The sequence below is a fragment of the Mitsuokella sp. UBA4253 genome, from assembly GCF_002395285.1.
Classification (GTDB): domain Bacteria; phylum Bacillota; class Negativicutes; order Selenomonadales; family Selenomonadaceae; genus Mitsuokella; species Mitsuokella jalaludinii.
Genome location: NZ_DGWR01000004.1, coordinates 155,086 through 181,707 on the forward strand (window position 1 = coordinate 155,086; position 26,622 = coordinate 181,707).

At 60.4% G+C, this 26,622-nt stretch carries 25 protein-coding genes; 24 read left to right on the top strand and 1 reads right to left on the bottom strand.

Annotated features, from left to right (window positions below; all coding sequences use genetic code 11):
• The first annotated feature begins 392 nt into the window (after positions 1 to 392).
• The 24 genes from yqeB (at position 393) to B2X55_RS02530 (ending at position 24,750) form a co-directional block, all read left to right on the top strand.
• Entirely contained in the window at positions 393 to 1,232 is an 840-nt protein-coding gene (gene yqeB / locus B2X55_RS02415) for a selenium-dependent molybdenum cofactor biosynthesis protein YqeB (protein WP_226866857.1), read from the top strand.
• Between the two features lie 33 nt (positions 1,233 to 1,265).
• Complete coding sequence (locus B2X55_RS02420; RefSeq protein ID WP_286820735.1) at positions 1,266 to 1,922, top strand: ComF family protein; 657 nt, start codon at positions 1,266 to 1,268, stop codon at positions 1,920 to 1,922.
• 136 nt (positions 1,923 to 2,058) lie between these two features.
• The gene (ilvB, locus tag B2X55_RS02425; protein WP_286820858.1) at positions 2,059 to 3,744 is read left to right on the top strand and encodes a biosynthetic-type acetolactate synthase large subunit; all 1,686 of its coding nucleotides are present in this window, start codon (positions 2,059 to 2,061) and stop codon (positions 3,742 to 3,744) included.
• Positions 3,745 to 3,778: 34 nt separating this feature from the next.
• Entirely contained in the window at positions 3,779 to 4,279 is a 501-nt protein-coding gene (gene ilvN, locus B2X55_RS02430) for an acetolactate synthase small subunit (protein WP_286820736.1), read from the top strand.
• 175 nt (positions 4,280 to 4,454) lie between these two features.
• Positions 4,455 to 4,661 (top strand): hypothetical protein, encoded by a 207-nt coding sequence (locus tag B2X55_RS02435; protein WP_036374092.1) that lies wholly within the window; start codon positions 4,455 to 4,457, stop codon positions 4,659 to 4,661.
• Between the two features lie 100 nt (positions 4,662 to 4,761).
• Positions 4,762 to 5,049, top strand: coding sequence for an HMA2 domain-containing protein (locus tag B2X55_RS02440; RefSeq protein WP_404810287.1), 288 nt, complete (start codon positions 4,762 to 4,764; stop codon positions 5,047 to 5,049).
• Between the two features lie 4 nt (positions 5,050 to 5,053).
• Positions 5,054 to 5,704 (top strand): HMA2 domain-containing protein, encoded by a 651-nt coding sequence (locus B2X55_RS02445; protein WP_286820739.1) that lies wholly within the window; start codon positions 5,054 to 5,056, stop codon positions 5,702 to 5,704.
• Complete coding sequence (locus tag B2X55_RS02450; protein WP_082427658.1) at positions 5,689 to 7,800, top strand: heavy metal translocating P-type ATPase; 2,112 nt, start codon at positions 5,689 to 5,691, stop codon at positions 7,798 to 7,800. Before B2X55_RS02445 ends, B2X55_RS02450 begins: the two co-directional genes overlap by 16 nt.
• A 199-nt stretch (positions 7,801 to 7,999) precedes the next feature.
• Positions 8,000 to 8,287, top strand: coding sequence for a zinc-ribbon domain containing protein (locus B2X55_RS02455; protein WP_036374080.1), 288 nt, complete (start codon positions 8,000 to 8,002; stop codon positions 8,285 to 8,287).
• Positions 8,288 to 8,457: 170 nt separating this feature from the next.
• Positions 8,458 to 9,243: a basic amino acid ABC transporter substrate-binding protein gene (locus B2X55_RS02460; RefSeq protein ID WP_036374077.1), complete on the top strand. Its 786-nt coding sequence runs from the start codon at positions 8,458 to 8,460 to the stop codon at positions 9,241 to 9,243.
• A gap of 173 nt (positions 9,244 to 9,416) precedes the next feature.
• A complete protein-coding gene (locus B2X55_RS02465) occupies positions 9,417 to 10,082 on the top strand; it encodes an amino acid ABC transporter permease (RefSeq protein WP_036374074.1) in 666 nt (221 codons plus the stop codon).
• The gene (locus B2X55_RS02470; RefSeq protein ID WP_036374071.1) at positions 10,069 to 10,788 is read left to right on the top strand and encodes an amino acid ABC transporter ATP-binding protein; all 720 of its coding nucleotides are present in this window, start codon (positions 10,069 to 10,071) and stop codon (positions 10,786 to 10,788) included. Before B2X55_RS02465 ends, B2X55_RS02470 begins: the two co-directional genes overlap by 14 nt.
• A 197-nt stretch (positions 10,789 to 10,985) precedes the next feature.
• Positions 10,986 to 11,186: a cold shock domain-containing protein gene (locus B2X55_RS02475; RefSeq protein WP_005841449.1), complete on the top strand. Its 201-nt coding sequence runs from the start codon at positions 10,986 to 10,988 to the stop codon at positions 11,184 to 11,186.
• Between the two features lie 274 nt (positions 11,187 to 11,460).
• Positions 11,461 to 12,006, top strand: coding sequence for a ribosome hibernation-promoting factor, HPF/YfiA family (hpf, locus tag B2X55_RS02480; protein ID WP_036374065.1), 546 nt, complete (start codon positions 11,461 to 11,463; stop codon positions 12,004 to 12,006).
• 104 nt (positions 12,007 to 12,110) lie between these two features.
• Positions 12,111 to 12,977, top strand: coding sequence for a ChbG/HpnK family deacetylase (locus B2X55_RS02485; protein WP_286820741.1), 867 nt, complete (start codon positions 12,111 to 12,113; stop codon positions 12,975 to 12,977).
• 96 nt (positions 12,978 to 13,073) lie between these two features.
• On the top strand, positions 13,074 to 15,716 hold the full coding sequence (gene secA / locus B2X55_RS02490; RefSeq protein WP_278823697.1) for a preprotein translocase subunit SecA: 2,643 nt from the start codon (positions 13,074 to 13,076) through the stop codon (positions 15,714 to 15,716).
• A gap of 80 nt (positions 15,717 to 15,796) precedes the next feature.
• Entirely contained in the window at positions 15,797 to 16,903 is a 1,107-nt protein-coding gene (prfB, locus tag B2X55_RS02495) for a peptide chain release factor 2 (protein ID WP_036374059.1), read from the top strand.
• 65 nt (positions 16,904 to 16,968) lie between these two features.
• Positions 16,969 to 17,652, top strand: coding sequence for an LmeA family phospholipid-binding protein (locus B2X55_RS02500; protein WP_172674649.1), 684 nt, complete (start codon positions 16,969 to 16,971; stop codon positions 17,650 to 17,652).
• Positions 17,653 to 17,677: 25 nt separating this feature from the next.
• On the top strand, positions 17,678 to 19,741 hold the full coding sequence (locus tag B2X55_RS02505; protein ID WP_286820744.1) for a DUF5693 family protein: 2,064 nt from the start codon (positions 17,678 to 17,680) through the stop codon (positions 19,739 to 19,741).
• Positions 19,741 to 20,835 (top strand): polysaccharide pyruvyl transferase CsaB, encoded by a 1,095-nt coding sequence (gene csaB / locus B2X55_RS02510; RefSeq protein ID WP_055159864.1) that lies wholly within the window; start codon positions 19,741 to 19,743, stop codon positions 20,833 to 20,835. The genes B2X55_RS02505 and csaB overlap by 1 nt, the downstream gene beginning before the upstream one ends.
• 67 nt (positions 20,836 to 20,902) lie before the next feature.
• Positions 20,903 to 21,589, top strand: a complete 687-nt coding sequence (gene ftsE, locus B2X55_RS02515) for a cell division ATP-binding protein FtsE (RefSeq protein WP_036374047.1) — start codon at positions 20,903 to 20,905, stop codon at positions 21,587 to 21,589.
• Positions 21,579 to 22,466 carry a permease-like cell division protein FtsX gene (gene ftsX / locus B2X55_RS02520; protein ID WP_286820746.1) on the top strand — a complete coding sequence of 296 codons (888 nt, stop codon included), beginning with the start codon at positions 21,579 to 21,581 and terminating at the stop codon, positions 22,464 to 22,466. Before ftsE ends, ftsX begins: the two co-directional genes overlap by 11 nt.
• A 16-nt stretch (positions 22,467 to 22,482) precedes the next feature.
• Entirely contained in the window at positions 22,483 to 23,598 is a 1,116-nt protein-coding gene (locus B2X55_RS02525; protein WP_286820748.1) for a murein hydrolase activator EnvC family protein, read from the top strand.
• Between the two features lie 12 nt (positions 23,599 to 23,610).
• Positions 23,611 to 24,750: a S41 family peptidase gene (locus B2X55_RS02530; RefSeq protein WP_270527788.1), complete on the top strand. Its 1,140-nt coding sequence runs from the start codon at positions 23,611 to 23,613 to the stop codon at positions 24,748 to 24,750.
• Positions 24,751 to 24,837: 87 nt separating this feature from the next.
• Here B2X55_RS02530 and recQ read toward each other — a convergent pair whose 3' ends face one another.
• Complete coding sequence (gene recQ / locus B2X55_RS02535; RefSeq protein ID WP_286820749.1) at positions 24,838 to 26,622, bottom strand: DNA helicase RecQ; 1,785 nt, start codon at positions 26,620 to 26,622, stop codon at positions 24,838 to 24,840.

Sequence of the window (26,622 nt, forward strand, 5' to 3'; positions counted from 1 at the left end):
ACTTCCATTGGCATCGAGCACGACTGGCGGCCCCTGGCCATCATTACGTGCATTCCCCGCGCTATGGATATTCTTGTACTTCACCAGTGCGCTTGCTAGTCAGGATGGAGAGAAGTTCTGCTCATCATAATCTTCAATAACCATCCACATCCTTTCGTGTAAGGTTTTGAAGAGCGCCTTTTTCGGCAGGACATGCACCTTCTGTCTTTCGACCTCCAGGACTACTCGGCGGTGGTTTGCTTGTCCATCTCCTCTTTACAGTTATATTATAACACGTGTGTCAGACAATTGCAATGCTTTACACAAGGCTGACAAAAATAAATTATTTCAGGTAGATTGTGTCAATTTATAGTATAATAGAGGAAAGACTTTAGGGAAAGAAGGTTCCATCTATGAAACACCTGATCATTGTCCGCGGCGGCGGCGAACTGGGCAGCGGCATTGCGCACTGCCTTCATCGCGCGGGATTCCGCGTTCTGATCCTCGAACAGAAGAAGCCGACGGCGACGCGGCGCAAGGTCACGTTCTCGGATGCCATGTACCGCGGTGAGTCGGAGGTTGAGCGCGTCAAATGCTATCGGGCCAAGAGCATCGAGGATGCGCAGAAGCGACTGAAGAAGGGGGAGATCATGATGATCGCCGATCCGGAGGCCAAGTGCGTGGCTGCCCTCAAGCCGGATGTGCTCATCGACGCCATCGTCGCCCACAAGACCCACGGCAAGGAGAAAGGCCTGGCTGAGCACACGATAGCGCTCGGGCCGGGCTTCTGCGCGGGCCGCGATGTCGATACCGTCGTGGAGACGGGACGCGGTCACAACCTCGGCCGCCTGATCTACGAAGGCTATTCTTCGAAGGACCTCGACCACGGCAATGGCACGGTCGGAGAGAACCCGAACATCGAGCATCTCGTCTTTGCCCCGGCCGACGGACGCGTCGAGATGCTGCGCACGATCTCACTGATGGTCAAGCAGGGCGAGGTCATCGGACAGCTCCACGTCAAGGACGGCGAGGCCGTCGAGATCAAGGCGACGATCGACGGCGTCCTGCGCGGCGCCATCTACGATGGCAGCAAGGTCGAGGCCGGTCAGAAAATCGCTGACATCCACCCGACGATGGGGCAGGAAGAGTGCTACACGATCTCGGACAAGGCGCGCTGCATCGGCGGCTCTGTCCTTGAGGCCGTCATGGCCTGGGAGAGCGAGAAGCCGAAGCATCGCTTCTTTGGCCACTGATTCCTGCCGGCTAGCAGATGAGGAGATGATGCGATGGGAAAGGGTGTTATCCAGTCTGTCCTGGACTTTCTCTTCCCGCCGCGCTGCCCGGTCTGCCGCGCTTACGTCGAGCAGCTCGGCGACTGGTGCCCCGCCTGCATGAAGGCGGCGCAGCAGCCTCATGCCATCCTGCTGCCCGCTCTATCGCAGCGGTTCATCGGGGCGGTCTGGGCGCTCGGCATTTACCGCGGCGGCCTGCGCAGCCTGATTCATGCGCTCAAGTACAGGAAGAAGCGCAGCGCCCTGCCGTGCATTGCTTCGTTCCTGCAGGAGAGCAGCTTCGTGCTGCCCGAGGGCGTCGACGTCGCTGTGCCGGTGCCGCTGCATGAAGCGCGCTATCGCCAGCGCGGCTTCAATCAGGTCGAGCTGATTTTCGGGGAATGGCTCAGCGCACACGGCATCGCCATGGAGCAGGCCCTCGTGCGCACGCGCAAGACGGAGCCACTCTACAAGATGGCGCAGCAGGAGAGGAAGAAGAGCCTTCAGGGCGCGTTCTCTCTGGCCTCAGGCGCAGACGTCCGGGGGAAGCACATCCTGCTGCTCGACGACATCCTGACGACGGGGGCGACGCTCTCTGGCTGTGCGACTGTCCTGTGCCAAGCCGGGGCTGCGCGCGTCGATGCGCTCGTCTTTGCCAGCGACCATCGCTGAATGGCATGGGATTCCATTCTGAGAAAACTTGGCTATTCCAGTTGTAATGTTGTATACTCCTGTTGTATAATTAAAGAATCCCATTTTCAATTGGTCATTTGTTGAATTCGAGATATAAGGGGGCTTTCACTTGTTGATGAATGGTGCAGAGGCTGTGCTCACGAGCCTGAAGAATGAAGGCGTGGACGTCGTATTCGGTTACCCCGGCGGCGCGGTGCTCACGCTCTACGATGCTGTCTATAAAATGAAATTCCCGCACATCCTGACGCGCCATGAGCAGGGTGCTGTCCATGCGGCAGACGGCTATGCGCGCGCGACGGGCAAGGTCGGCGTCGTCTTTGCGACGTCCGGCCCTGGTGCGACAAACCTCGTCACGGGCATCTCGACGGCCTACACGGATTCGGTGCCGCTCGTCTGCATCACGGGACAGGTGGCGAATCCCTATATCGGCAAGGACTCGTTCCAGGAGGCCGATGTCTGCGGCATCACGACGCCAATCACGAAGCACAATTACCTCGTCAAGAAGGTCGAGGACCTGCCGCGCGTGCTCAAGGAGGCGTTCTACATCGCCCGCACGGGCCGTCCTGGCCCGGTCGTCGTCGACGTGGCCAAGGATGTCTTTGACACGAAATTCGACTACTCGTATCCGGAGGCAGTGCACCTGCGCGGCTACAGCGGTGAGAACATCGGAGACGAGAGCGAGATTGACGCTGTCGTCGAGGCCATCCGCGCGGCCAAGAAGCCGCTCGTCTTTGCGGGCGGCGGCATTATCCTCTCGGATACCTCAGAGCCAATGCGCGACATCGTGCGCCGCCTCGGTGTGCCGAGCACGACAACGCTGCTCGGCCTTGGCGCCATCCCGGCCGACGAGAAGGGCTATCTGAGCTTTGCGGGCATGCACGGCTCGTACGGTGCCAACATGGCCATTCAGGAATGCGACCTTCTGCTCTGCATCGGCATGCGCTTCAGCGACCGTGTGACGGGCAAGGTCGATGAGTTCGCGCCGCACGCGAAGGTCGTCCACTTCGAGATTGACCGCGCTGAGATCAACAAGAACGTCAAGGCCGACTACAGCGTGCTCGGCGACCTCAGCTGGTCGCTGCCCCTCCTGCGCGACAAGCTCAATGCGTGCGAGGATGACTTTGCCTCTAAGTTCGCTCCGTGGCTCGAGCATGCGCTCGAGCTCGAGGCAAAGCATCCGTTCGGCTATCGCGAGGAAGGCGATGCCATCAAGCCGGGCGCACTCATCAGCAAGGTCAGCAGTCTCATGGGCCGTGATGCAATCGGCGTGACGGATGTCGGCCAGCACCAGATGTGGGCGGCACAGTTCTTCAAGGTCTACAAGCCGCGCCACTTCCTGACGTCCGGCGGCCAGGGCACGATGGGCTACGGCCTGCCGGCCGCGATGGGCGCCAAGGTAGGCTGCCCCGATACCCCTGTCGTCCTCTTCACGGGCGACGGCAGCATCATGATGAACTGCCAGGAATTCGCGACGCTTGCTGACAACGACATCGACGTCAAGGTCGTCGTCATCCGCAACGAGATCCTCGGCATGGTCGGCCAGTGGCAGCGCCTGTTCTACAACCACCACTACTCGCAGTCGGAACTCAAGGGCAAGACGGACCTCGTCAAGCTCGCGGAGGCCATGGGCGTCAAGGGCTACCGCCTGACGAAGAAAGAGGAACTCGAGACGCGCTTGCCGGAGATCCTGGCGGAAAAGGGCGCCGTGCTCATCGATGTCGTCATCCCCGAGGAGGAAGACGTCCTGCCGATGGTGCCGGGCGGCAAGCGCCTAGACCAGATGGTCCTCGGCTATCTCTGAGATTTCGCGTAGTTGGGTGTAGGAGGAATTAAAGATGAAGAAATACCTGCTTGCCGTGCTGGTCGACAACAAACCGGGCGTCCTGACGCATGTGTCGGGCCTCATCAGCCGGCGCGCCTTCAATATCGAGAGTATCTCGGCCGGCTATACGGAAGAGCCGGATGTCACGCGCATCAACATCGTCGTCTCCGTCGAGTCGGAGGGCGAGCTGGACCAGGTCATCCAGCAGCTCAGCAAGCTCATCGACGTCATCAAGATCGTCAACCTCAGCGAGGAGGACGCAATTGAGCGCGAGCTCGTGCTCATCAAGGTCGCGGCGACGCGCGAGACGCGCAGCGACATCGTCAACGTCGTCAACATCTTCCGCGCGAACATCGTCGATGTCACGCCGGAAGACATCGTCATCGAGCTCACAGGCGCACAGAGCAAGATCGACGCGCTCTGCGAGGTCCTGCAGGAGTACGGCATCATCGAGATTGCCCGCACGGGAGCCATTGCGCTCTCCCGCGGCCCAATCCCTGTCAAGAAGATGTGATTGGCTGAGAAAGCCATTCAGGATAAAGATCACGCATGCTTCATCTGAGGTATGCGTGATTTTTATATTCTTTGACAATGATTCCCATTAGTGATAAGATAAAAAAGCAAGACATCTGTCTTGTTCCAGCGATGGGCAGCACAGCCTATCAGAAACGAAAAGGAGGATGGATACGATGTTCCAGAAAACCGACTTTTGGATTGGCCTCGCAGTAGGTGCTGTGGCTGGCATCTTTGGCTACCGCTTCATGCAGGAGCGCGAGCAGCAGATGGCAGCTATGCAGCCGGCTGCACCGGCAGGCGAGATTCCTCTTGCTGAGCTCCAGCGCCAGAAAGAAGAACTCGAGGACCTCATCGCAGCCCAGCAGGCAAAGAAGAACTGATTTCTTGCAGAATGAGGGGGGAGACTGCCAAGACTTTTGGCAGTCTCTTTCTGTAAATGATATTCTGTCATACGTCAAGGGAGGAACTATCTTGAATCTCATGGGAAGTCTGCAGATCCCTACGAATAAACTGGACCTATTCATCCGTTCTGTCGAGATCGCTTCATATCTGCCTGGGCGCATCCGCCTGCGCAGCCAGAAACTTCGGGGCAACCTGGAGCTCGAGCGCCAGGTGCAGCGTGAACTTTGCGCGTTCCCAGAGCTCACGCGCGTGGAGACGAGCATCGTCACAGGCTCGATCCTCATCCACTATGAGCCGGAGACGCTCAGGCGGAATCCCGACCTGCGCAAGGTCGAAGAATATATCATGGCGCATGCAAGGAGGTAACTTAATGTCATACGTATCTGGTTTCATGATGGGGGCGGCAATCGGCAAGAGCATCCGGCAGATGTTCGGCGGCTCTGCCGCTGCAGCTCCATCCGACAATCCTGCTGTGGGACGTCGCGGCAGGGCAGCTGATCTGCCGCGACAGGCGGCGGCCGTTGGGGGCGCGCCGTCCTTTGCGCTCGTGTCGACGCTGCCGGGGCGCCGCCGCTACCGCGCGGCCCGCATCGCGCCCGCCATCGCAACTGCTCTGGAGGAGCACCTCTCATCGCTGGATTTCATCAAGGATATCCAGGTGAATGCGCTGAGCGGCAGCATCCTCATCACCTTCGATGAGGCCGACTGCCTGCGCGTCGATGCGCTGGCCGCCTGGCTCAAGGAGCATCTCTTCTCTGAGCCGTCATCCGCTGAGGCGGCCTGTGCCGGGCTCGATGAGTCGCATGCCGGCAGGGTCACGCGCAGCGTGCGCAATACCGGCCGCGCGTTCTCGGCCTGGATCAACCGCCACACGGCTGGCTGGTTCGACATGAGCTCGCTCGTCTCGCTGCTCTTTGCGCTGCGCGGCCTGCGCAAGGTGCTCATGACGTATTCTTCCCCATCGGGAGCGCAGATGCTCTGGTGGGCTCTGTCGTTGATGAGAGGATGGCGTACAGTATGATGTATGGGAGCTGTTATCTTCATCTGCAGACCGCATTGCCGCGCGAAGAGAGCGCGATGCTGGCTGCAAAGATCCGCCGATTCCGCGCGGTCCGGGCGGTGACAGTTGCGGATAAGCGCGTCCAGATATGGTATCGGGAGGCACTGCCCATCCGCGAGATCCAGAAGCTGGCCATCGCGACAGTGCGGCGCGTGCAGGAAGCCGCTGTGACGCCTTCGGAACGCCTGGCGGGATACCGCCGTGATGCGATCTTCTCACTAGCCAGCTTTGCCGGCATGGAGGTCTTGAAGCGCACGTCGCCGCAGCTCTTCTGGAGCATGAAGGTCGTGCGCAGCCTGCTGGTGCTCGCCATCGCGCGCAAGTTCATCCAGAACGGCGTGCAGGGCATGGTCAAGGAACACCGCCCAAATGCCGACACACTGACGGCTACGGCCGTCATCGCCTCGGTGCTCGCCGGCAAGCCGGAATCGAGCCTGACGCTGCTCGCCATCTCGAATGGTGCGGAGATGCTCACGAGCTATGCGGCCGAGCGCGCCCGCACGCAGATCTCTGGCCTGTTGTCCCTCGACCAGCGCTATGTCTGGCTCGTCGATGGCGAGGTGGAGCGCAAGGTGCCGGTCGAGCAGGTCAAGGCCGGCGACATCATCGCCGCGCATACGGGCGAGAAGATCGTTATCGACGGCCGCATTATCCGCGGCGATGCCGCCATCAACCAGGCATCGATCACGGGTGAATCGAATCCGGCCATGAAGCACAAGGGGATGCCCGTCTATGCAGGCTCCGTCGTTGAGGCGGGCGAGCTCGTCATCGCGGTCGAGAAGGTGGGCAAGGATACGAGCCTCGCGCATATCGTCCACCTCGTCGAGGAGGCACAGACGCGCAAGGCACCCGTGCAGAACTTCGCCGACCAGATGGCGAACTTTCTCGTGCCAATCTCATTCCTAGGTGCGGCCATCGTCTACGGCGCGACGAGAGACTGGCAGCGTGTGCTGAACCTCCTGTTCATCGATTTTTCGTGCGGCTTGAAGCTCTCGACGGCGACGGCCATCTCGGCGGCCATCGGCGCTGCGGCCAAGCGCGGCATCCTGGTCAAGGGCGGCAATTACATTGAAGCCCTGGCCGAGACGGATACGGTCGTGCTCGACAAGACGGGCACACTGACGGTCGGCGTGCCGCAGATCGCTTTCGTCAAGACGGCGGGCGGCGTGACGGAGAAGGAAACGGTGTTGCTCGCCGCTTCGGCGGAACTGCACTCGGTCCACCCGCTGGCTGTCGCCATCCAGAAGTACGTCAAGGAGCACGATTGGCAGACGCCGCACCACAAAAGCTCCAAGACCATCGTGGCGCGCGGCATGCAGGCGGAAGTCCCTGATTTTGACGGCTTCCCGGGAGGCGTCATCCGCGTCGGCAGCAAGAAATTCCTGCGGGAGAACGGCATCGCGGATGATGCGCAGCTCGATGCGGGACTGCTCGGCAAGAACCTCCTCTACGTCGCCCGCGACGAGAAGCTCATCGGCGTCATCGGCATCGAGGACCCAATCCGCCCGAAGATGAAGAAGACACTCAACCAGATGCGCCGTTATGGCATCGACGAGATCGTCATGCTGACGGGCGATAGCAAGGCCGTGGCACAGGAAGTCGCGCGCAGCATGGATATCGACTCGTACCATGCGGAGATCCTGCCGGAGGACAAGTCGAGCTACGTCAATAAGCTCAAGCAGCGCGGCACGGTCATGATGGTCGGCGACGGCATCAACGATGCGCCGGCGCTGGCCTTTGCGGATGTCGGCGTGTCGTTGGGCGGGCGCCAGACGGATATCGCGGCGGAATCGTCGGCCGTCACGATCCACTCGGAAGATCCGTCGCGCCTCATGGAGGCGCTGCAGCTCGGCCGCCGCACGATGGATCTCGTCCAGCAGAACTTCATGGCGACGATCCTCGTCAACAGCGGTGCCATGCTGCTCGGTGCACTCGGCAAGATCAATCCGCTCTGGGCGGCTGTCATCCACAATACAGCAACCCTGGCCGTCGTGCTCAACAGCTGCCGGATCCTGCGTCCGCAGAGAAAGAGCCGGCTGCGCCGCAGGGCTGCCTGACAAAAAGCTGGGATTCCCCAGCTTTTTTATTGTGCGATACTGGCAGAAAACTCTTGAAATAAAAATTACTTGCACTTTACGGACTTTGCCTATATACTATCTTATAGACGTTCTATTTTCTTCGTATATCTGCATTGACTGCATTGAGGGAACCGGACATCTGATGCGTTATTCTATTTTTCAGTAAGGGGATTATCTTATGGCTTTCCAGGACAAGACACTCACGTGCAAAGAATGTGGCAAGGAGTTCATCTTCACCGCCGGTGAACAGGAATTCTACGCTGAGAAGGGCTTCGAGAACGAACCGGCTCGCTGCCGTGATTGTCGCGACAAGCGCCGCCGCAGCCGCGAGGGCGGCGAGCAGCGCCAGATGTACAAGGTCGTCTGTGCAGAGTGCGGTAAAGAAACGGAAGTTCCGTTCGAACCGAAGAACGACCGCCCGGTGTACTGCCGCGATTGCTTCAGCAAGAGAAAGGCACAGCACTGAGAGGCAGTCGGTCGAAATTTTTTCGTGAGACTGGCATGACATACGCGATTATGGTATAATGAATCGCGTGAGAGCGACGAGGCCCGGATCCATTTCCGGGCCTCATTCTCTGAAAGAATCCATGAAGAGCTATGAAAAGCTTGAAAAGCTATGGAGGGAGAGGAATCTTTATGAAATTCAAGAAGTTATTCGTCCTTCTGGCAGCCTGCGTCTTTGCGACGTTTGCACTGGCTGGCTGCGGCGGCAGCAACTCGGCATCGTCGGGCAGCGGCTCGAGTGCCAAGGTGCTCAAGGTCGGTTCGTCCATCGACTTTGCGCCGTTCGAGTTCCAGGATGAAGGCCAGAAGGAATACCAGGGCTTCGATATGGACCTGATCCGCGCCATCGGCAAGGAGATGGGCTATGAGGTCGAGATCCAGAACATCGGCTTTGATGGCCTGATCCCGGCTATGCAGGCCAAGAACATCGATGTCATCATCTCGGGCATGACGATCAACGACGAGCGCAAGGAAAATGTGCTCTTCTCTGACCCGTACTACCAGTCCGGCCTGACGATGGTCGTCCGCTCGGATGAGCAGGCCATCAAGAGCTTCCAGGACCTCAAGGGCCACAAGGTCGCTGTCCAGATTGGCACGACGAGCGCTGAGGCTGTCAAGAAGCTCGGCGGCGTAGAGGTCAAGGAACTCAACACCCCGGCTGACTGCTTCATGGAGCTCAAGGGCAACGGTGTCGATGCCGTCGTCAATGACCGCCCGGTCAATGACTACTACATCACGAAGAGCGGCGAGACGGGTGTCAAGGCACTCGAAGAGAAGCTGACGGCTGAGGATTACGGCATCGCCATGGCGAAGGACAACACGGAACTGCAGTCCAAGATCAACGAAGCACTCAAGAAGCTCAAAGAGAACGGCGAGTACGACAAGATCTACGCAAAATGGTTCGGTGGTCAGAAATAATCACGGAACATGCATAAAGAAACACCACGCTTTCGGCGTGGTGTTTTGCTTTTCTGCTGACAATGCACCGACAATCCGTTGACAGGAACAGGGGCAGGAAATATAATAGTAGACAGGTTTTTCCAATTGATGATGATGAATAATTATGAATCCCAATGGTAAGGTGAAAGCAAATGCAGTTTAACTTCGATTTGGTCGTGAATTCCTTCCCGCTTCTGCTCGTGGGCGCGGGCGTCACGATCAAGATCACAGCCCTCTCGGTAGCCCTCGGTGTAGTCATCGGCCTCTTCGTCGGCATCGCGCGCATCTCGCGCATCAAGATCCTGCGCGTCCTCGCGGCAATCTACGTCGATTTCTTCCGCGGCACGCCGCTCCTCGTGCAGATCTTCCTGGTCTACTTCGCGCTGCCGGTCATCACGGGCCAGCGTGTCGACCCGTTCGTCGCGGCCATCGGCTCCTGCGGCATCAACTCGGGTGCTTACGTGGCGGAGATCTTCCGCGCCGGCATCCAGTCGATTGACAAGGGCCAGATGGAGGCCGGCCGCTCCCTCGGCATGACCTGGGTGCAGACGATGCGCTACATCATCGTGCCGCAGGCTTTCAAGCGCGTCATCCCGCCGCTCGGCAATGAGTTCATCGCCCTGTTGAAGGACTCGTCCCTCGTCTCCGTCATCGGTTTCGAGGAACTCACGCGCCGCGGCCAGCTGATCATCGCGAAGACGTATGGTTCGCTGGAGATCTGGATCAGCGTTGCGGTCATCTACCTGGCCATGACGCTGACGATTTCCCGCTTCGTAGCATATCTGGAGAGGAGATACAAGACGGATGATCGACATTGAGAATCTGAGAAAATCATTTGGCGACGTCGAGGTGCTCAAGGGCATCGACCTCACGATCAAGGAGAAGGAAGTCGTCGTCATCATCGGCCCGTCCGGTTCGGGCAAGAGCACGCTGCTGCGCTGCATGAACTACCTCGAGGAGCCGACGTCCGGCAAGGTCAGCGTCGATGGCATCGTGCTTGACGGCGAGGCCAACATCAACAAGGTGCGCGAGGAAGTTGGCATGGTCTTCCAGCGCTTCAACCTCTTCCCGCACATGACGGTCCTCGACAACATCATGCTGGCGCCAATCAAGGTGCGCCACATCACGAAGGCGGAGGCCGAGGACACGGCGCGCAAGCTGCTCGCGCGCGTCGGCTTGGCCGACAAGGCGGATGCATACCCGAGCCAGCTCTCAGGCGGCCAGCAGCAGCGCGTCGCCATCGCACGCGCTCTGGCGATGAAGCCGAAGGTCATGCTGTTCGATGAGCCGACGTCGGCTCTCGACCCGGAGATGGTCGGCGAGGTACTCGACGTCATGCGCAAGCTCGCCGAAGAGGGCATGACGATGGTCATCGTCACGCACGAGATGGGCTTTGCCCGCGAAGTCGGCGACCGCCTGCTCTTCGTCGATGATGGACGCATCATCGAGCAGGGCGATCCGAAGGAAGTCTTCGAGCATCCGCAGGAGGAACGCACGCGCCTCTTCCTCTCGAAAGTCCTCTGATCTCGGATTCCTATGGTGTGCGATGGCCCTTGGCAACCCCGTCCCATCAAGTTGGAAGGATGATAGTCTTCTCCCAGTACAGTTGTGTTAACAGGGAACAATCTCATTGACAACCTCGCAGCGACTCAGTATAATCGAGAGTGAGTCAGGATGTTTTAGCAACCTGATAGGTTTTCGTTACGCTAGGAGGAATCATTATGGTTGGCAAGGTAAAATGGTTCAGTCCTGAGAAAGGCTACGGCTTCATCGCTCGCGAAGGCGGGGATGATGTTTTCGTTCACTTCTCTGCAATCCAGGACGAAGGGTTCAAGACGCTCAATGAGGGTCAGGATGTCGAGTTCGAGATTGTCGAAGGTGCGCGTGGCCCGCAGGCTGCCAACGTCATCAAGACGGCATAAGAACGGATGAAAAGGAGCCAGGTCCCGGTAAAGGACCTGGCTTTTCTTGTATCCTGGCATGTTCGCCTCCCCTTGCGGCCAGATCCTCAATAAAATAATTCGATTTTCCTGATTTGGAAGAAGGGTTTCCTGCGGCTTTGGCGAATACTATCAATATAAACAGAAGACGTCAGGATGAATGGATTATCTGAAGAAAGTGTAACATCCAGCGCTCTGCTTTACTCGATCACTTGTGCCGTTCGTCGGCATAGAAATAAGAAAGGGGATGTGTCGTATGGCAACATTCACTGTAAGAGGCAAGAACATCGAGATCACTCCTTCCCTGCGTGAGTACGTGGAGAAACGCGTTGGCAAAGTCACGAAATACTTTGAGTCCGTCGGCGACATCAAGGTTCTGCTGACCGTCTCGAAGGGGCGTCACATCGTAGAAGTCACTGTCCCGATCCCTGGTGGCATCCTGCTGCGCGGCGAGGAGTCGACGATGGATATGTACACGTCCATCGACCTTGTCGTCGAGAAACTCGAGCGTCAGATCCATAAACAGAAGACGAAACTCTCGCGCCGCCTGCGTTCCGGCCAGTTCAAGACGGAGGAGCTCAAGTCGAGCCCGCTGCCGGATGTACACGATGAGAGCGATACTTATAAGGTCGTCAAGACGAAACACTTCATCGTCAAGCCGATGGATGTCCAGGAAGCCATCATGGAGATGAACCTCCTGAACCACAATTTCTTCGTCTTCCGCGATTCGGAGACGGAGGCTGTCAATGTTGTCTACCGCCGCAATGATGGCAACTACGGCCTCATTGAGTCGAATAACTGATTGCATGCAGCGAGACTGAAACGAGAGGAGCCTGTTCACAGGCTCCTTTTTCCATGCCATTCAGAGAGATATAAGGACGAATGTACAAGAAAGAGGTGCCTGTCTTGCGATATATCATCATCAATGCCGACGACTTTGGCCGCCATGCGGAGATCAACCGGGCGGTGGAGCAGGGGCTTGTGCATGGCTGCCTGCGCTCGGCGACCGTCATGCCGGGCGGCGCCGCCTTTGCGGGGGCCATCGACATCGCGCGCCGCCACGAAGCGCTCGGGCTCGGCGTGCACTTCACGCTCGTGGACGGCAATCCCATCCTGCCGCCGTCAGAGATCCCTTCGCTCGTGGCAGAGGATGGCCGCTTCCTGCCCGACCACACAGCGCTTTTGAGGCGCTACCTGAAGGGCGGCGTCAACCTCGAAGAGGTGCGCCGGGAACTCGCTGCACAGCTCCGGAAGGTCGAGGCGACGGGCGTGCCCATCTCGCATGTGGACAGCCATCAGCATATGCACACGCTGCCCGGCATCATCGACATCGTGCTGGACCTCGCGGTAAGCGCGCGCATCGGGGCGGTGCGCGCGCCGCGCACGCCGCTCTTTGCCGGTGCGTTCGGCGGCCTCGGGCAGCTTGTCGGACGGCTCGGGCTCAGCACGCTGGCACAGCTCGCCGCCGTTAAGGCGCACCGCCGGGGGCTCGCGGTGACGGAGCACTTTTCGGGCATCGTGGCAGGCGAGGCCGTCAGTGAGGCGGAGCTTCTCAAGCTCATCGCGCATCTGCCGCAGGGCACGACGGAGGTCATGATGCATCCGGGCACCTGCAATGAAGTGCTGCAGGAAGACAGCGGATGGCAGCATGACTTTGAAGAAGAGCTGCGCGCCATCACCTCGCCGCGCGTCATGGCGGCCTTGCGGGAAGGGCAGATCGAGTCAGTCAACTTCCGTCATCTCAAAGGCGCGGCGGCGCAAAGGGAAAATTGACTTCTAAAGGTCAGTCTGATAATATTGTAAGGTAGGTTAACTATCGGGGACTGGGCGCGCAAGAGGCGTTCCTATACGCAGTAAGGAGTGATTTGGTTGCTGGGATTCATCAAGAGATTCTTAGGTGACAATAACGATAAAGAGATTGCCCGCTATCGCAAGGTGGTCGAGAAGATCAATGCACTGGAGCCGCAGATGCAGGCTCTCACGGATGACAAGCTGACGGGATACACCAACAAGTTCCGTGAGCGCCTCGCGAATGGTGAGACGCTTGACGATATCCTGCCCGAAGCTTTTGCTGTCGTCCGCGAGGGTTCGCGCCGCGTGCTCGGCATGCGCCACTTTGACGTTCAGCTCATCGGCGGCATGTGCCTGCACGAGGGCAAGATCGCTGAGATGCGCACGGGCGAAGGCAAGACGCTCGTCGCGACGCTGCCGGTCTACCTCAACGCCCTGACGGGCGAGGGTGTCCACATGGTCACGGTCAACGACTACCTGGCCCGCCGCGACAGCGAGGACATGGGCCGCCTCTACCGCTACCTCGGACTGACGGTCGGCCTCGTCGTGCACGACATGGACTTCCCGGAGCGCAAGTTCGCGTACAGCCGCGATGTCACCTTCGGCACGAACAATGAGTTCGGCTTCGACTACCTGCGCGACAACATGGTCATCTACCCGGAGCAGATGGTCCAGCGCAAGCTCCACTACGCCATCGTCGATGAGGTCGACTCGATCCTCATCGACGAGGCGCGCACGCCTCTCATTATCTCGGGCCCTGGCGCCAAGTCGACGGACATGTATGCCGTCATGGCCAAGGCTGTCGCCGGCCTCAAGGAAGGCATCGACTACACGGTCGACGAGAAGCAGAAGACAGTCGCGCCGGCCGACAACACAATCCCGAAGGTCGAGAAGATCCTCGGCATCAACAACCTCTACGCGCCGGAGAACATCGAGCTCTCGCATTGCTTCACGGCAGCGCTGCGCGCCAAGGCCCTGATGAAGCGCGACCGCGACTACGTTGTGCGCAACGGCGAGATCATCATCGTCGATGAATTCACGGGCCGCCTCATGGAGGGCCGCCGCTACTCGGACGGCCTGCACCAGGCCATTGAGGCGAAGGAAGGTGTGAAGATCCAGCGCGAGAGCCAGACGCTCGCGACGATCACATTCCAGAACTACTTCCGCATGTACGACAAGCTCGGCGGCATGACGGGCACGGCCAAGACGGAGGAAGACGAGTTCCTCAAGATCTACAATCTGCCGGTCATCGTCGTGCCGACGAACAAGCCGGTCATCCGCAAGGACTACCCGGACCTCATCTTCAAGACGAAGCGCGCGAAGTACAAAGCTGTAGGACGCGCCGTCACCTCGCTGCACGCGAAGGGGCAGCCGGTCCTCATCGGCACGACGTCGATCACGCAATCGGAAGAGCTCAGCGCCATCCTCAAGAAGAACGGCATCCCGCACAACGTGCTCAACGCGAAATTCCACGAGAAGGAAGCCGAGATCATTGCAGGCGCCGGCCAGAAGGGCGCCGTGACGATCGCGACGAACATGGCAGGCCGCGGTACGGATATCAAGCTCGGCGAGGGTGTGCCGGAACTCGGCGGCCTCTTCATCATCGGCACGGAGCGCCATGAGTCACGCCGCATCGACAACCAGCTGCGCGGCCGTGCCGGCCGTCAGGGTGATCCGGGCGCTTCGCGCTTCTACCTGTCGCTCGAGGATGACCTGCTGCGGCTCTTCGCTTCGGACCGCATCTCGGGCATCATGGACAAGCTCGGCATGGACGAGGACGAACCGATCGAGCACAAGCTCATCACGAATTCTATCGAGCACGCGCAGAAGAAGGTCGAGGCGCGCAACTTCGACATCCGCAAGCACGTCCTCGAGTACGATGACGTCATGAACCAGCAGCGCGAGGTCATGTACGGCGAGCGCCGCAAGATCCTCTTCGGCGAGAACCTGCGCGAGAACATCATGGGCATGGTCAAGCACATCATCCGCGCGGAGATGGACCAGTACGCGAACGCGCAGCTCTATCCGGAGGAGTGGCAGCTCGATGGGCTCATCGAGGACGCGGAGAAGATCTACGCGCCGCAGGGCCGCCTCAAGAAGGAAGAGCTCGCCGCGATGAGCCGCGACGAGCTCCAGGAATGCCTCGAGAAGCTCGCCGAGGAGGGCTACCACAACCGCGAGCTGCTTTTTGGCGAGGAGAACATGCGCGAGCTCGAGAAGGTCGTCATGCTGCGCGTCGTCGACAAGAAGTGGATGGAGCACCTCGACCACATGGACATGCTGCGCGACGGCATCAACCTGCGCGCTTACGGTCAGCGCAACCCGCTCGTCGAGTACAAGATCGAGGCGCTCGACATGTTCGAGGAGATGGAAGCCGACATCCAGGACCAGATCGCTTCGCTGATGTACCATGTGAGCATCATCACGCCGGAGCAGCAGCAGGAAGCCGCCGCAAAGCAGGCCGCAGCACAGCAGCCTGATGCACAGGAAGCTCCCGCTTCGGAGCAGGACAAGGCCAAGATGGAAGCAATCATCAAGAAGCAGAAGTCGCAGCTGCAGGATCACCTGCAGAACGCACAGGCTTCGCATGGTGATGAGGTCAGCGCGGCTGAAGTCAAGAAGAAGCCTGTGACGAAGGACGGCAAGAAGGTTGGACGCAACGACCCGTGCCCGTGCGGCAGCGGCAAGAAGTACAAGAACTGCTGCGGCAAAGATGAATGACGATAAATGATAGGGAATGATGCAATGCAGCGAATGTAGCGCATCGCGATGGATATAGATCACGAAGAGGAAAGGATATTATGCTCGAAGATATCAAACCGCAGCTTGGCGAACTCAAGACGAAGCTGGACCAGATGGGCGAATCGCTCGAGGTCCCGGCGAAGGAAGAGAAGATTGCCGAGCTCGAATACAAGATGGGTGAACCGACGTTCTGGGACGATGCAGAGAAGGCCCAGAAGATCAACCAGGAACTCAATGACGTCAAGATCAGCGTCGACAAGTACAAGAACCTCGTCAGCAAGTTCGAGGATGCCCAGACACTCTGGGAGATGGGCATGGAAGAGCAGGATGAGAGCATGGAAGATGACGTCAAGGCGGAGCTCGCATCTGTTGCTGAAGGCCTCGAGGCTCTGCAGCTTGAGGTCCTGCTCTCCGGCCCGTACGATGCCAACAATGCCATCCTGACGCTGCATGCCGGTGCGGGCGGAACAGAGGCGCAGGACTGGACGCAGATGCTGCTGCGCATGTACGGCCGCTGGGCCGAGCGCCACGGCTTCACGGTCGAGACGGCTGACCTGCTGCCGGGCGATGAGGCCGGCGTCAAGAGCGCAACGCTCTTCATCAAGGGCCATAATGCCTACGGCTTCCTCAAGTCGGAGAAGGGCATCCATCGCCTCGTGCGCATCTCTCCGTTTGACGCGCAGGCGCGCCGCCACACGTCGTTCGCGGCCTGCGACATCATGCCGGAGATCGATGACAATGTCGAGGTCAACATCAACATGTCGGATGTCCGCGTCGACACGTACCGCGCGTCGGGCGCTGGCGGCCAGCACATCAACAAAACGTCGTCGGCCGTCCGCATGACGCACGAGCCGACGGGCATCGTCGTGCAGTGCCAGAATGAGCGCTCCCAGCTCCAGAACCGCGAGCAGTGCCTCAAGATGCTGCGCGCGAAGCTCTTTGAGCTCGAGATGGAGAAGAAGGAAGCTGAGCTCGCGAAGCTCGAGGGCGACCAGCAGAAGATCGAGTGGGGCAGCCAGATCCGCTCCTACGTCTTCCAGCCGTACACGATGGTCAAGGACCACCGCACGAACGTCGAGACGGGCAATGTCCAGGCCGTCATGGATGGCGATATCGATATGTTCATCCGCGCCTTCCTCGCAGCGAAAGCGAATCATGAAATCTGAGTCTTGTTTGCAGAGGAGTCAGGAGCAGTGCTTCTGACTCCTTGTTCCATTGGCAGGTGATGAAATTGCGAAAAGCCTTGACTATTACGGGCTTGTTCTTCATAATATTAATCGTGCTCGGAGAGCTCTTGCTGCCGACGGTCGTCGAGAGCGCCCTAGAGAGCAGGCTCTCCCAGAAATTCTCGACGCCGCATGTCGATGTGGAGCTCTCCGCCTCGCCGCGGCTCATGCTGCTGCTCGGGCGGACGGACAGCCTCTCGGTCACGGTCAAGGATGGCCAGGTCGGCCAGCTGCGCGTCCACGAGATGGCGCTTTCCGGCCGCAAGGCTGTGCTCGACATGAGCTCCTTCACGGCGGGACGGCTCGCGCTCGAGCAGGCCGAGGCACTCGACCTGACGGCCATGTTTGACGAGAACGGCCTGCGCGAAGCGCTGGCCCGCAAGATCAACAAAGCGGACAATGTCGAGGTGCACATCACGGATGACAACGTCCTTGTGACGGCTGATACGAACCTCTTGGGGCACAAGGCGCAGCTCTCGCTCGTCGGCCACATCGTGGCGGATGACGGGACGCTGTACTTCGACACGGACCAGTTCGACATACAGAACTCGCCTTTCGGCACGGCGCGCCTCGGTGATAGTCTCGGGCGCATCGCGCTCGTGAAGCCGGAGCAGCTGCCGCTCAAGATGCGCGTCGTCTCGGTGGACCAGCAGGAGGGCAGTGTCATCGTCCGTGCTGGTGAAGAATAATGGTTTTTGAGATAAGGTGGATTAGATGAAGGGATTCAAGTACAATCGCTGGCTCGTGCTGGTCATCGTGATCGGCCTCCTGGCGGCACTGGCCATCGGCTTCCAGCGCCATGCTGTGGAGCGCGCGAACCGCCAGGTCGACCTCGCCATCGATTACGAGGGACTGCAGGAGCTTGCGCAGCGCGAGGGACTGCCGGAGCGCGTCGTGCTCGAGAAGGCGAAAGAGGCGGGCATCACTTCGCTGGCTGTCTACGAGACAACCTTCAAGAAGCTCAACGACAACGGCAAGGCTGCGGCAATCGACGGCAGCAAGATCCTCGAGAGTTACCATGCTGGGACGCTCGAGGACCCTGCCTGGCGTCAGCTCGTGGCCTCTGGCAAGATTGACGGCAAGGAAGTCTACGTCGTCGGTCACGATCCACAGACCTATCGAGAAGTCAAGGAAGATCTCTTGCGCCGCCTCGGCAGCGACCGCGTGACGGCCCTGCAGGTCGGCGGGGAGGAAGTCCTCGCCGTAACGGCGCACTACGATTCCTTCCTCAAGATGAACCTCGGCATGCCGACTGACGAGATGAAGGCCGTCAACGATGCGGGCTTCCACGTCCTCGCGCGCCCGAGCAACTACGAGGACTGCACACCGGACGACGTCAAGGCTGTCTTCGCGCGCCTCGATGGCTTCGATGTGTCGGAGATCGTCTTCTCCGGCCAGCAGACGCTCGGTGCGCCGAAGGCCCTGCAGACGACGATCGACGAGATGAAGGCGCGCGGCATCAACCTCGGCCTCATCGAGGCCGTCACCCAGCTGCAGTTCTACAAGCAGGATGGCATGGAGGAGCTCGCGAAGGGGCTCGGCTACGACCACGTCGCCCGCCTCTACTCCATCCCGAAGGATGAGCAGCCGAAGCTCAAGATCGACACGGCTGTCGAGCGCTGGTCCAATACGGACGAGGAGCGCAACATCCGCATCGACCTGCTGCGCATCTACGACAAGCCGTCGCCGAACATGAGCCTCATGGAAACGAACATGAAGTACTTCCAGGAGACGCATGACAAGCTCGTGGCACATGGCTATACGATCGGCAAGGCCGGCACCTTTGCGGTCTACGATGCCTCGAAGGTCTTGCGCGCGCTCGTCATGCTCGGCGTCGCGGCAGCCGTCGTGCTCTATCTCTCGCTCGTGATCCCGCGCCTCAACGCGCGCACGCGCTATCAGTACATCCTCTTCGTCGTCTTCGGTCTCCTCGCGGCTGTGCCGGTCCTCATGGGCAACGGCTCGAAGATCCGCGTCGTCGCAGCGCTCGCCAGCGCGAATGTCTTCCCGGCCATCGCGGTCATCTTCCAGCTCGACCGCGTGCGCGCCTACAAAGAGAAGGCGCGCATCGCGCTGCCGCGCCTCATCGTGACGGCGGCCATCGCGCTCTTTGTGACGGGTGCGCTCTCGTACATCGGCGCGGCGTACCTCTCGGCATCGCTCGCCGATACCCAGTACTTCCTGGAATTCAACATCTTCCGCGGCATCAAGCTGACGTTTGTCCTGCCGCTCATCCTCGTCGGCATTGCCTTCCTGCAACGCTTCGACATCTTCGATGGGCGCATGGATGACACGGAGGGTGTCGTCGAGCAGCTCAGACGCATCCTCGACATGCCGGTCAAGGTCAAGACGCTGCTCGTCATGCTCGTCGTGCTCGTGGCCGGAGTCGTCTTCGTCGCGCGCAGCGGCCATACGTCGGGCATGCCTGTCTCGCAGACGGAGCTGCGCTTCCGCGCTTTCCTCGAGCAGGCCTTCTACGCGCGCCCGCGCACGAAGGAGCTCATGATCGGCCATCCGGCCTTCATGCTCGCCGCGATGGCGGCGCTGCGCAAATGGCCGACGATGGTGTTCTTCGCACTCGTACTCGTGGCGACCATCGGGCAGGGCTCGATGGTCGAGACGTTCGCGCACATGCGCACGCCGGTCTACATGTCGTTCATGCGCGGCATCGGGGGCCTTGTCCTCGGCGCCGGCATCGGCGCTGTCGCGATGATTTTGGTGGAGCTCTGGCAGGCTATCATGGCCAGGGCCGGTAAAAAGGAGAGTAAGGCAGACTGATGGAGAGAAGGATTGTCGTATCGGGCTACTACGGCTCCAAGAATGCTGGCGATGAAGCGATGCTGGCCGCGATGCTGGAGGTCCTCGGTGATCTCGACCCAAAACTTCATATCACGGTGATCTCGGCAAGCCCTGCTGATACGAGTGCGCGCCATGGCGTCGAATCCGTCTCATGGCTCAGCCTTCCTTCTATCATCAAAGCGCTCTGGCGCGCCGACCTGCTCATCAGCGGCGGCGGCAGCCTGCTGCAGAATGTCACGAGCCGCCGGAGCCTCTACTACTATCTCGCCATCATCTTCCTGGCCGTCATCATGCGCAAGAAGGTCATGCTCTACGCACAGGGTATCGGCCCGATCATCGGCGGCCTCGCGGAGTTTGCGATGCGCGTGATCGGCAACCGCGTCGATCTCATCACGGTGCGCGACCAGGGCTCTCTTGCAGAGCTCGCGCGGCTCGGCATCACGAAGCCGAAGATCGAGTGCACGGCGGACCCGGTCCTTGCCATCCATCCGGTCGACAAGGAGGCAGGACGCGCCATCTTCCGGCGCTACCACGCCGATGGCGCGGAACCTGTCGTCGGCATCTCCGTGCGCAACTGGCAGCACGAGACGCGCTTCAAGGATGTCATGGCGGAGGTCGCGGACCGCATCGTGCGCGAGCTCTCGGCCCGCGTCGTCTTCCTTCCCATGCAGTTCCCCGAGGATGTTCATGCGGCGGAATCCATCGCGGAGCGCACACATGAGCCCTGCACAGTGCTCAAGGATGAGTACACGACGAGCGAGTTCCTCTCGCTCGTCGGCAACATGGACCTCATGCTGGCCATCCGCCTGCACGCATTGATATTCGCCGGCGTCATGGGCGTGCCGATGATCGGCGTCTCATATGACCCGAAGATTGACCGCTTCCTCTCCTCGATCGGGGAGAAGCCGGTCGGCAGCCTCGACACCGTCACGGCTGACGAGCTCATGGCCGAGATCCGCCGCAAGTGGAACGACAAGGCGGTGTTCCGCAAGCGCAATGCAGAGCTTCTGGGCAAACTCCGCGATCTGGCGGCACGCAATGCAGAGCTCGCTCTGCAGCTCATAGGACATTGAGAGAAGGGGACTCCTCGCTGAGTCCTCTTTTTCACACCACGATATACACGACAAGAAGGAGAAGCTCATGATCCATATGCGCGACGTCTCGAAAATCTACGAAAATGGAGCGGTGGCTCTCGACCATGTGAACGTCGATATCGAGGCGGGGGATTTCGTATTCATCGTCGGTGCCAGCGGCGCCGGCAAGTCGACGTTCATCAAGATGCTGTTTCGCGAGGAGCTGCCGACGAGTGGCAGCCTCTTCGTCAATGGGCGCGACGTCGTCCACATGAAGCGCAGCGAGGTGCCGTACCTGCGCCGCGGCCTCGGCGTCATCTTCCAGGACTACCGGCTGCTGCCCGACAAGACAGTCTTCGAGAACGTCGCCTTCGCGATGCAGGTCATCGAGGCGCCGCGTCGCCTCATGCAGCGCAATGTCAATGCCGTGCTCGATGTCGTCGGCCTGCGCGACAAGTTCCGCTGCTTCCCCTCGCAGCTCTCAGGCGGCGAGCAGCAGCGCGTCGCGATCGCCCGCGCCATCGTCAACGATCCGGCCATTGTCATCGCCGACGAGCCGACGGGAAATCTCGACCCGGAGACGAGCTGGGACATCATGGACATCTTCAACCGCATCAATCTCGCCGGGACGACCATCGTGATGGCCACGCACGACAAGACCATCGTCGACACGATGCAGCGCCGCGTCATCGCCATTGAGGACGGCCACATCGTGCGCGATGAGGCGAAAGGAGGCTACGGCTATGAGGCTTAAGACGGGAGAGTACTTCATCCAGGAGGTATTCCACTCGCTGCGGCGCAACAACTGGATGACGTTTGCCTCCATCGGCACGGTCGCCGTCTCGCTCTTCGTCCTCGGTGTCTTCCTGATCCTCGTGCTCAACATGAATCGCCTGGCCGGCATGCTCGAGTCGCAGGTGCAGATCAGCGTCTACCTCGAGGACCATCTGACGGACCGCGAGAAGCGCCAAATCGGCTACGACATCGAGTCGCTGCAGGGCATCGACACGGTGACTTATGTCGACCGCGAAGAGGCCAAGGCGCGCCTGGCGGAGCGTCTCGGCGACCAGAAATACCTGCTCGACGCGCTTTCAGAGGACAACCCGCTGCCCGACGCCTTTGAGGTGACGGTCACGACGCCATCTGTCGTCGAGTCGGCGGCGGAGGCCATCGACTCGCTGCAGGGCGTGGAGGAAGCGAAGTACGGCCAGGATGTCGTCGAGCACCTCTTCGACATCACGCGGCTCATGCGTATCTTCGGCTTCGTCCTCATGGGACTCCTGGGCGGCGCGACGCTCTTCATCATCTCGAATACGATCCGCCTGACCGTCTTTGCACGGCGCAAAGAGATCGCCATCATGAAGTACGTCGGCGCGACGGACTGGTTCATCCGCTGGCCGTTCCTCTTGGAGGGCATCGTTCTCGGCTGCATCGGCGGCTGTATCGCGGCCGTCGCCCTGCGCAGCTTCTACGCGGCGATGGCGGCCAAGATCTACAGCACACTGGCCTTCTTCCCGCTGATGCCGCAGTACCCGTTCATGAACTATGTGACGCTGGCCATTCTCTTGGCGGGCATCGTCATCGGCGCGATCGGCTCCGTCATCTCGCTCAAACGCTTCCTGCGGGTATGAGGAAGGAGTGTATGGCATGAAGGAACGATACAGCAGAGCCGCATCCCTGATGCTCGCATTCTTTCTGCTGCTCGAGCCGGTCAGCCTGGCGGCGGCCCTTTCCGATGACAAGGGCGGCTATGAGAGCCAGGCGGCGGCCAAGCTGAAGCAGAGCAACGAGCTGCAGAGCAAGATCGACAGCATCTCGGACGAGAAGCGCGTGCTCGACGAGGCAGCCGATGCCGCCATCAAGGAGCACGAGGCGCGCAAAGCGGAGCTCGACGAGACGGATGCGCGCCTCAAGCAGAATGAGGCGGAGCTCGCCTCACTGCAGCAGGACTACGAGGCGAAGCAGGCGCAGCTAGGCCGGCGCGTGCGCGACATCTACATCAACGGGCAGGTCTCGTATCTCGACGTGCTGTTCGGGGCGCATGACTTCCAGGACTTCCTCACGCGCATGGACCTCCTGAAGCGCATCATCCGCCAGGACTACGCGCTAGTGCACGGCGTGCAGGAGGTGAAAGACAGCATCGAGCTCCGGCAGGCCGAACTCTCAAAGGAGCGGATGACGCAGGCCGAGCAGGAGGAGCGGGCGCATCGCGCGCGCGCCGACATGGAGGAGAAAGTCAAGCGGCGCGAGGCGCTCATCGAGCGGCTGCGCACCGATAAGGATCTCATCGACCAGCAGTACGAGGAGCTCATGCGCGCCTCGCGGCAGGTCGGCGAGATGATACGGGAACGCGGCATGGGCAGTGCGGCACCCTCGGGCAGCGGCGCGATGATCTGGCCGGTATCCGGCAGCGTGACGAGTGAATTCGGCTGGCGTGTCCATCCGATCACGGGCACGCAGAAGTTCCACAGCGGCGTCGACATCGGGGCCGATTACGGCGTGCCCATTCATGCGGCGCAGAGCGGCACGGTTGAGTACGCGGGCTGGGTTTCCGGCTATGGCAACACTGTCATCATCAATCACGGCGGCGGCATCACGACGCTCTACGGGCACAACCAGTCCTTAGCGGTCAGTGCTGGGCAGAGCGTGAGCCAGGGCCAGGTCATTTCCTACTGCGGTTCGACGGGCAACTCCACGGGGCCGCACTGCCATTTCGAAGTGCGGCAGAACGGCGAGCCCGTCAGTCCGTATTCCTATCTCTAAGAGGATGTAAACATGAGCAAGAAAAAAATCATCATCGGCGTCATCGTGACGGCCGTCCTCTCGTCCTTCCTGACGATTGCCGGCCTCTGCTTCGCCTTCGGCATCCACAGCAGTGAGGTCGCGGACATCGTCCGCTTCCTCGGCGTCAAACGCTTCATCGAGACGCGCTACGTGTCGGATGTCGACGAGACGAAGCTCATGGACGGCGCCATCTCCGGCATGGTGCAGTCCCTCGGAGACCCGCACTCAATCTACATGAATGCCGACAAGTTTGAGCAGCTCAAGGAGCACACGGAGGGCGAGTTCGGCGGCATCGGCGTGACGATGGGCTTCAAGGACAGCAAGGTCACGATCATCTCCGTCCTCGACGATACGCCGGGGCAGAATGCCGGCCTCGAGGCCGGCGACGAGATCATGGCCGTCGACGGCACGCCTGTCTCGGAGATGCAGCCGGAGGAAGTTGCGATGCATATCCGCGGCGAAGTCGGCACGGATGTCGTCCTGACGATAAAGCGCGGCGACGAGACGAAGGACTACACGATAGAGCGCGCGACCATCAAGATCGATACAGCCAAGGGCACTATGCTCGAGGACGGCATGGGCTACATCCGCATCGCTTCGTTCTCGGAGAACACGGGCAAGGAGTTCAAGGCCGCCTACGAATCGCTTGCTGAACAGGGCATGAAGGGACTCATCATCGATCTGCGCGAGAACCCGGGCGGCCTCGTCACGAGCTGCGTCGAGGTCGCGAACCTCGTCGTGCCGAAGGGACCCATCGTCTCGGTTGTCGAGCGCGACGGCTCGAAGGAAGTCCATGAGTCGAAGCTCGAGGAGAGCAAGTACCCGATCGTCGTCTTGATTGACGGCAACAGCGCGAGCGCTTCAGAAATCCTCGCGGGCGCCCTGCAGGACACGGGCGCGGCGACGCTCGTCGGCACGAAGTCGTACGGCAAGGGCTCGGTGCAGGTCGTCGTGCCGATGCTTCATGACGACGGCCTCAAGCTGACCATCGCGAAGTACTACACGCCGAGCGGCCGCTGCATCGACGGCACAGGTATCGAGCCGGATGTCGAAGTGGAGCTGCCCGAGGGCGCGACGACGGACGTACAGCTCGAGAAGGCCAAGGAAGTCCTGAAGGAAAAACTCCAGTGATGTCATCGCACCTCATATATCGCATCAAAAAAGCGCAATGCCAATCGCGGCATTGCGCTTTTTTTTATTTCGCTTGTCGCTTTCCGGTCAATCTTTCGAACGATGCTCTTCGATGCAGCGAAGGAATGATTCGCCGTACTTCTTCATCTTGTGCTCACCGACGCCCTTGACGGTGAGCATCTCCTCGCGCGTCTTCGGCAGGACGGCGCACATGTCCTTGAGCGTCGCGTCGGAGAAGACGACGTAGGGCGGGATGCGGTCGCGCAGCGCAATCTCCTTGCGCAGCGCACGCAGGTGGTCGAAGAGTTCCGGTGCCGCGGCCTGCCGCGTGACCTCCTTCGGCACGGCCTGCATCACCTTGGCCTGGCCGCGCAGGACGGGGTAGGCGGCAGGCTGCAGCGTCAGGACGGGGTACTTGCTCTCGGTCAGGGCGAGGTAGTCCGTCGCGACGAAGCGCTGGATGAGCAGCTTGATGTCAGCGAGACTGCGCTCTTTCATGAGGCCGTAGGTGGAGAGTGAGTCGAGGTGGAGCGAGAGGATGCGCTTGTCGGTCGAGCCTTTGAGGACCTGGGCGACGAGTGTCAGGCCGAAGCGCTCGCGCATGCGGTAGACGCAGGAGAAGACCTTCTGGGCGTCGACCGTCACGTCGATCTCCTGCAGGTCCGCCTTGCAGTTGCTGCAATTGCCGCACGATGATGGCGCACCTTCCTCGCCGAAGTACTGGATGATGAAGTGGCGCAGGCACTCAGGCGTGTGGCAGTAGTCGACCATCTTCTGCAGGCGCCCGAGGTTGTGGCGCTTGCGCGCCTCGTCTTCGGTCGAGATGTCGATGAGGTACTTCTGCGTCTGCGTGTCCTGCGGCGAGAACAGCAGGATGCACTCGCCGGGCTCGCCGTCGCGCCCGGCGCGCCCCGCTTCCTGGTAGTAGGCCTCGATGTTCTTGGGCATGCTGTAGTGGATGACGAAGCGCACATTGCTCTTGTCGATGCCCATGCCGAAGGCGTTCGTCGCGACGATGACCTGCAAGTTGTCGTAGAGGAAGTCGTCCTGCACCCGCGCGCGCTCCTCGTCACTGAGTCCCGCGTGGTAGCGGCCCACGGCGAAGTGCTTGCGTAAGAGCAGGCTGTAGAGCGCATCGACATCCTTGCGCGTCGCGGCGTAGATGATGCCGGCGTCACCTGGGTGACCCTTTAGGTAGCGCTCGATGAAGGCCTTCTTGTTCTCGCCGCGGCGCACCTCGAAGTAGAGGTTGGGCCGGTCGAAGCCCGTGACGTGGACGCGCGGTTCTTGCAGGCCGAGCAGGCGCACGATGTCCGCGCGCACCTCTGGCGTCGCCGTCGCCGTGAAGGCCGCGACGAGCGGGCGGCGCGGCAGCGCCTCGATGAACGGCGCGATCTCCTGGTAGCTCGGCCGGAAGTCGTGACCCCACTGCGAGAGGCAGTGAGCCTCGTCGACGGCGACCATTGAGATGGTCTGCTTGTCGATGATGTACTGGAAGTAGCTCGTGCTGAGGCGCTCCGGTGCGACGTAGACGAGCTTGTAGCGTCCCTGGGCGATGGCAGAGAGACGCGCGTCGGATTCGGCGAGGGAAAGCGAGCTGTTGATGTAGGTCGCGGGGATGCCCTGCTCGGCGAGCGCGTCGACCTGGTCCTTCATCAGGGAAATCAGTGGCGAGATGACGAGCGTGAGTCCCGGGAAGATCAGCGCGGGGATCTGGAAGCAGATGGATTTGCCTGCGCCTGTCGGCATGATGGCGAGCGCATCGTGCCCGGCGAGCAGGCTCTCGATCACGGGGACCTGAGCAGGCCGGAAATCGCGGTAGCCGTAGAAGCGGCTGAGGAGTTCGCGTGCCTGGTCAAGATACGGGTTCAT

What these genes read in the sequence shown, in the direction of transcription:
- yqeB (WP_226866857.1), top strand. Translation starts at nt 393, where the DNA reads ATGAAACACCTGATCATTGTCCGCGGCGGCGGCGAACTGGGCAGCGGC.
- B2X55_RS02420 (WP_286820735.1), top strand. Translation starts at nt 1,266, where the DNA reads ATGGGAAAGGGTGTTATCCAGTCTGTCCTGGACTTTCTCTTCCCGCCG.
- ilvB (WP_286820858.1), top strand. Translation starts at nt 2,059, where the DNA reads ATGAATGGTGCAGAGGCTGTGCTCACGAGCCTGAAGAATGAAGGCGTG.
- ilvN (WP_286820736.1), top strand. Translation starts at nt 3,779, where the DNA reads ATGAAGAAATACCTGCTTGCCGTGCTGGTCGACAACAAACCGGGCGTC.
- B2X55_RS02435 (WP_036374092.1), top strand. Translation starts at nt 4,455, where the DNA reads ATGTTCCAGAAAACCGACTTTTGGATTGGCCTCGCAGTAGGTGCTGTG.
- B2X55_RS02440 (WP_404810287.1), top strand. Translation starts at nt 4,762, where the DNA reads ATGGGAAGTCTGCAGATCCCTACGAATAAACTGGACCTATTCATCCGT.
- B2X55_RS02445 (WP_286820739.1), top strand. Translation starts at nt 5,054, where the DNA reads ATGTCATACGTATCTGGTTTCATGATGGGGGCGGCAATCGGCAAGAGC.
- B2X55_RS02450 (WP_082427658.1), top strand. Translation starts at nt 5,689, where the DNA reads ATGGCGTACAGTATGATGTATGGGAGCTGTTATCTTCATCTGCAGACC.
- B2X55_RS02455 (WP_036374080.1), top strand. Translation starts at nt 8,000, where the DNA reads ATGGCTTTCCAGGACAAGACACTCACGTGCAAAGAATGTGGCAAGGAG.
- B2X55_RS02460 (WP_036374077.1), top strand. Translation starts at nt 8,458, where the DNA reads ATGAAATTCAAGAAGTTATTCGTCCTTCTGGCAGCCTGCGTCTTTGCG.
- B2X55_RS02465 (WP_036374074.1), top strand. Translation starts at nt 9,417, where the DNA reads ATGCAGTTTAACTTCGATTTGGTCGTGAATTCCTTCCCGCTTCTGCTC.
- B2X55_RS02470 (WP_036374071.1), top strand. Translation starts at nt 10,069, where the DNA reads ATGATCGACATTGAGAATCTGAGAAAATCATTTGGCGACGTCGAGGTG.
- B2X55_RS02475 (WP_005841449.1), top strand. Translation starts at nt 10,986, where the DNA reads ATGGTTGGCAAGGTAAAATGGTTCAGTCCTGAGAAAGGCTACGGCTTC.
- hpf (WP_036374065.1), top strand. Translation starts at nt 11,461, where the DNA reads ATGGCAACATTCACTGTAAGAGGCAAGAACATCGAGATCACTCCTTCC.
- prfB (WP_036374059.1), top strand. Translation starts at nt 15,797, where the DNA reads ATGCTCGAAGATATCAAACCGCAGCTTGGCGAACTCAAGACGAAGCTG.
- B2X55_RS02505 (WP_286820744.1), top strand. Translation starts at nt 17,678, where the DNA reads ATGAAGGGATTCAAGTACAATCGCTGGCTCGTGCTGGTCATCGTGATC.
- csaB (WP_055159864.1), top strand. Translation starts at nt 19,741, where the DNA reads ATGGAGAGAAGGATTGTCGTATCGGGCTACTACGGCTCCAAGAATGCT.
- ftsE (WP_036374047.1), top strand. Translation starts at nt 20,903, where the DNA reads ATGATCCATATGCGCGACGTCTCGAAAATCTACGAAAATGGAGCGGTG.
- ftsX (WP_286820746.1), top strand. Translation starts at nt 21,579, where the DNA reads ATGAGGCTTAAGACGGGAGAGTACTTCATCCAGGAGGTATTCCACTCG.
- B2X55_RS02525 (WP_286820748.1), top strand. Translation starts at nt 22,483, where the DNA reads ATGAAGGAACGATACAGCAGAGCCGCATCCCTGATGCTCGCATTCTTT.
- B2X55_RS02530 (WP_270527788.1), top strand. Translation starts at nt 23,611, where the DNA reads ATGAGCAAGAAAAAAATCATCATCGGCGTCATCGTGACGGCCGTCCTC.
- recQ (WP_286820749.1), bottom strand. Translation starts at nt 26,622, where the DNA reads ATGAACCCGTATCTTGACCAGGCACGCGAACTCCTCAGCCGCTTCTAC.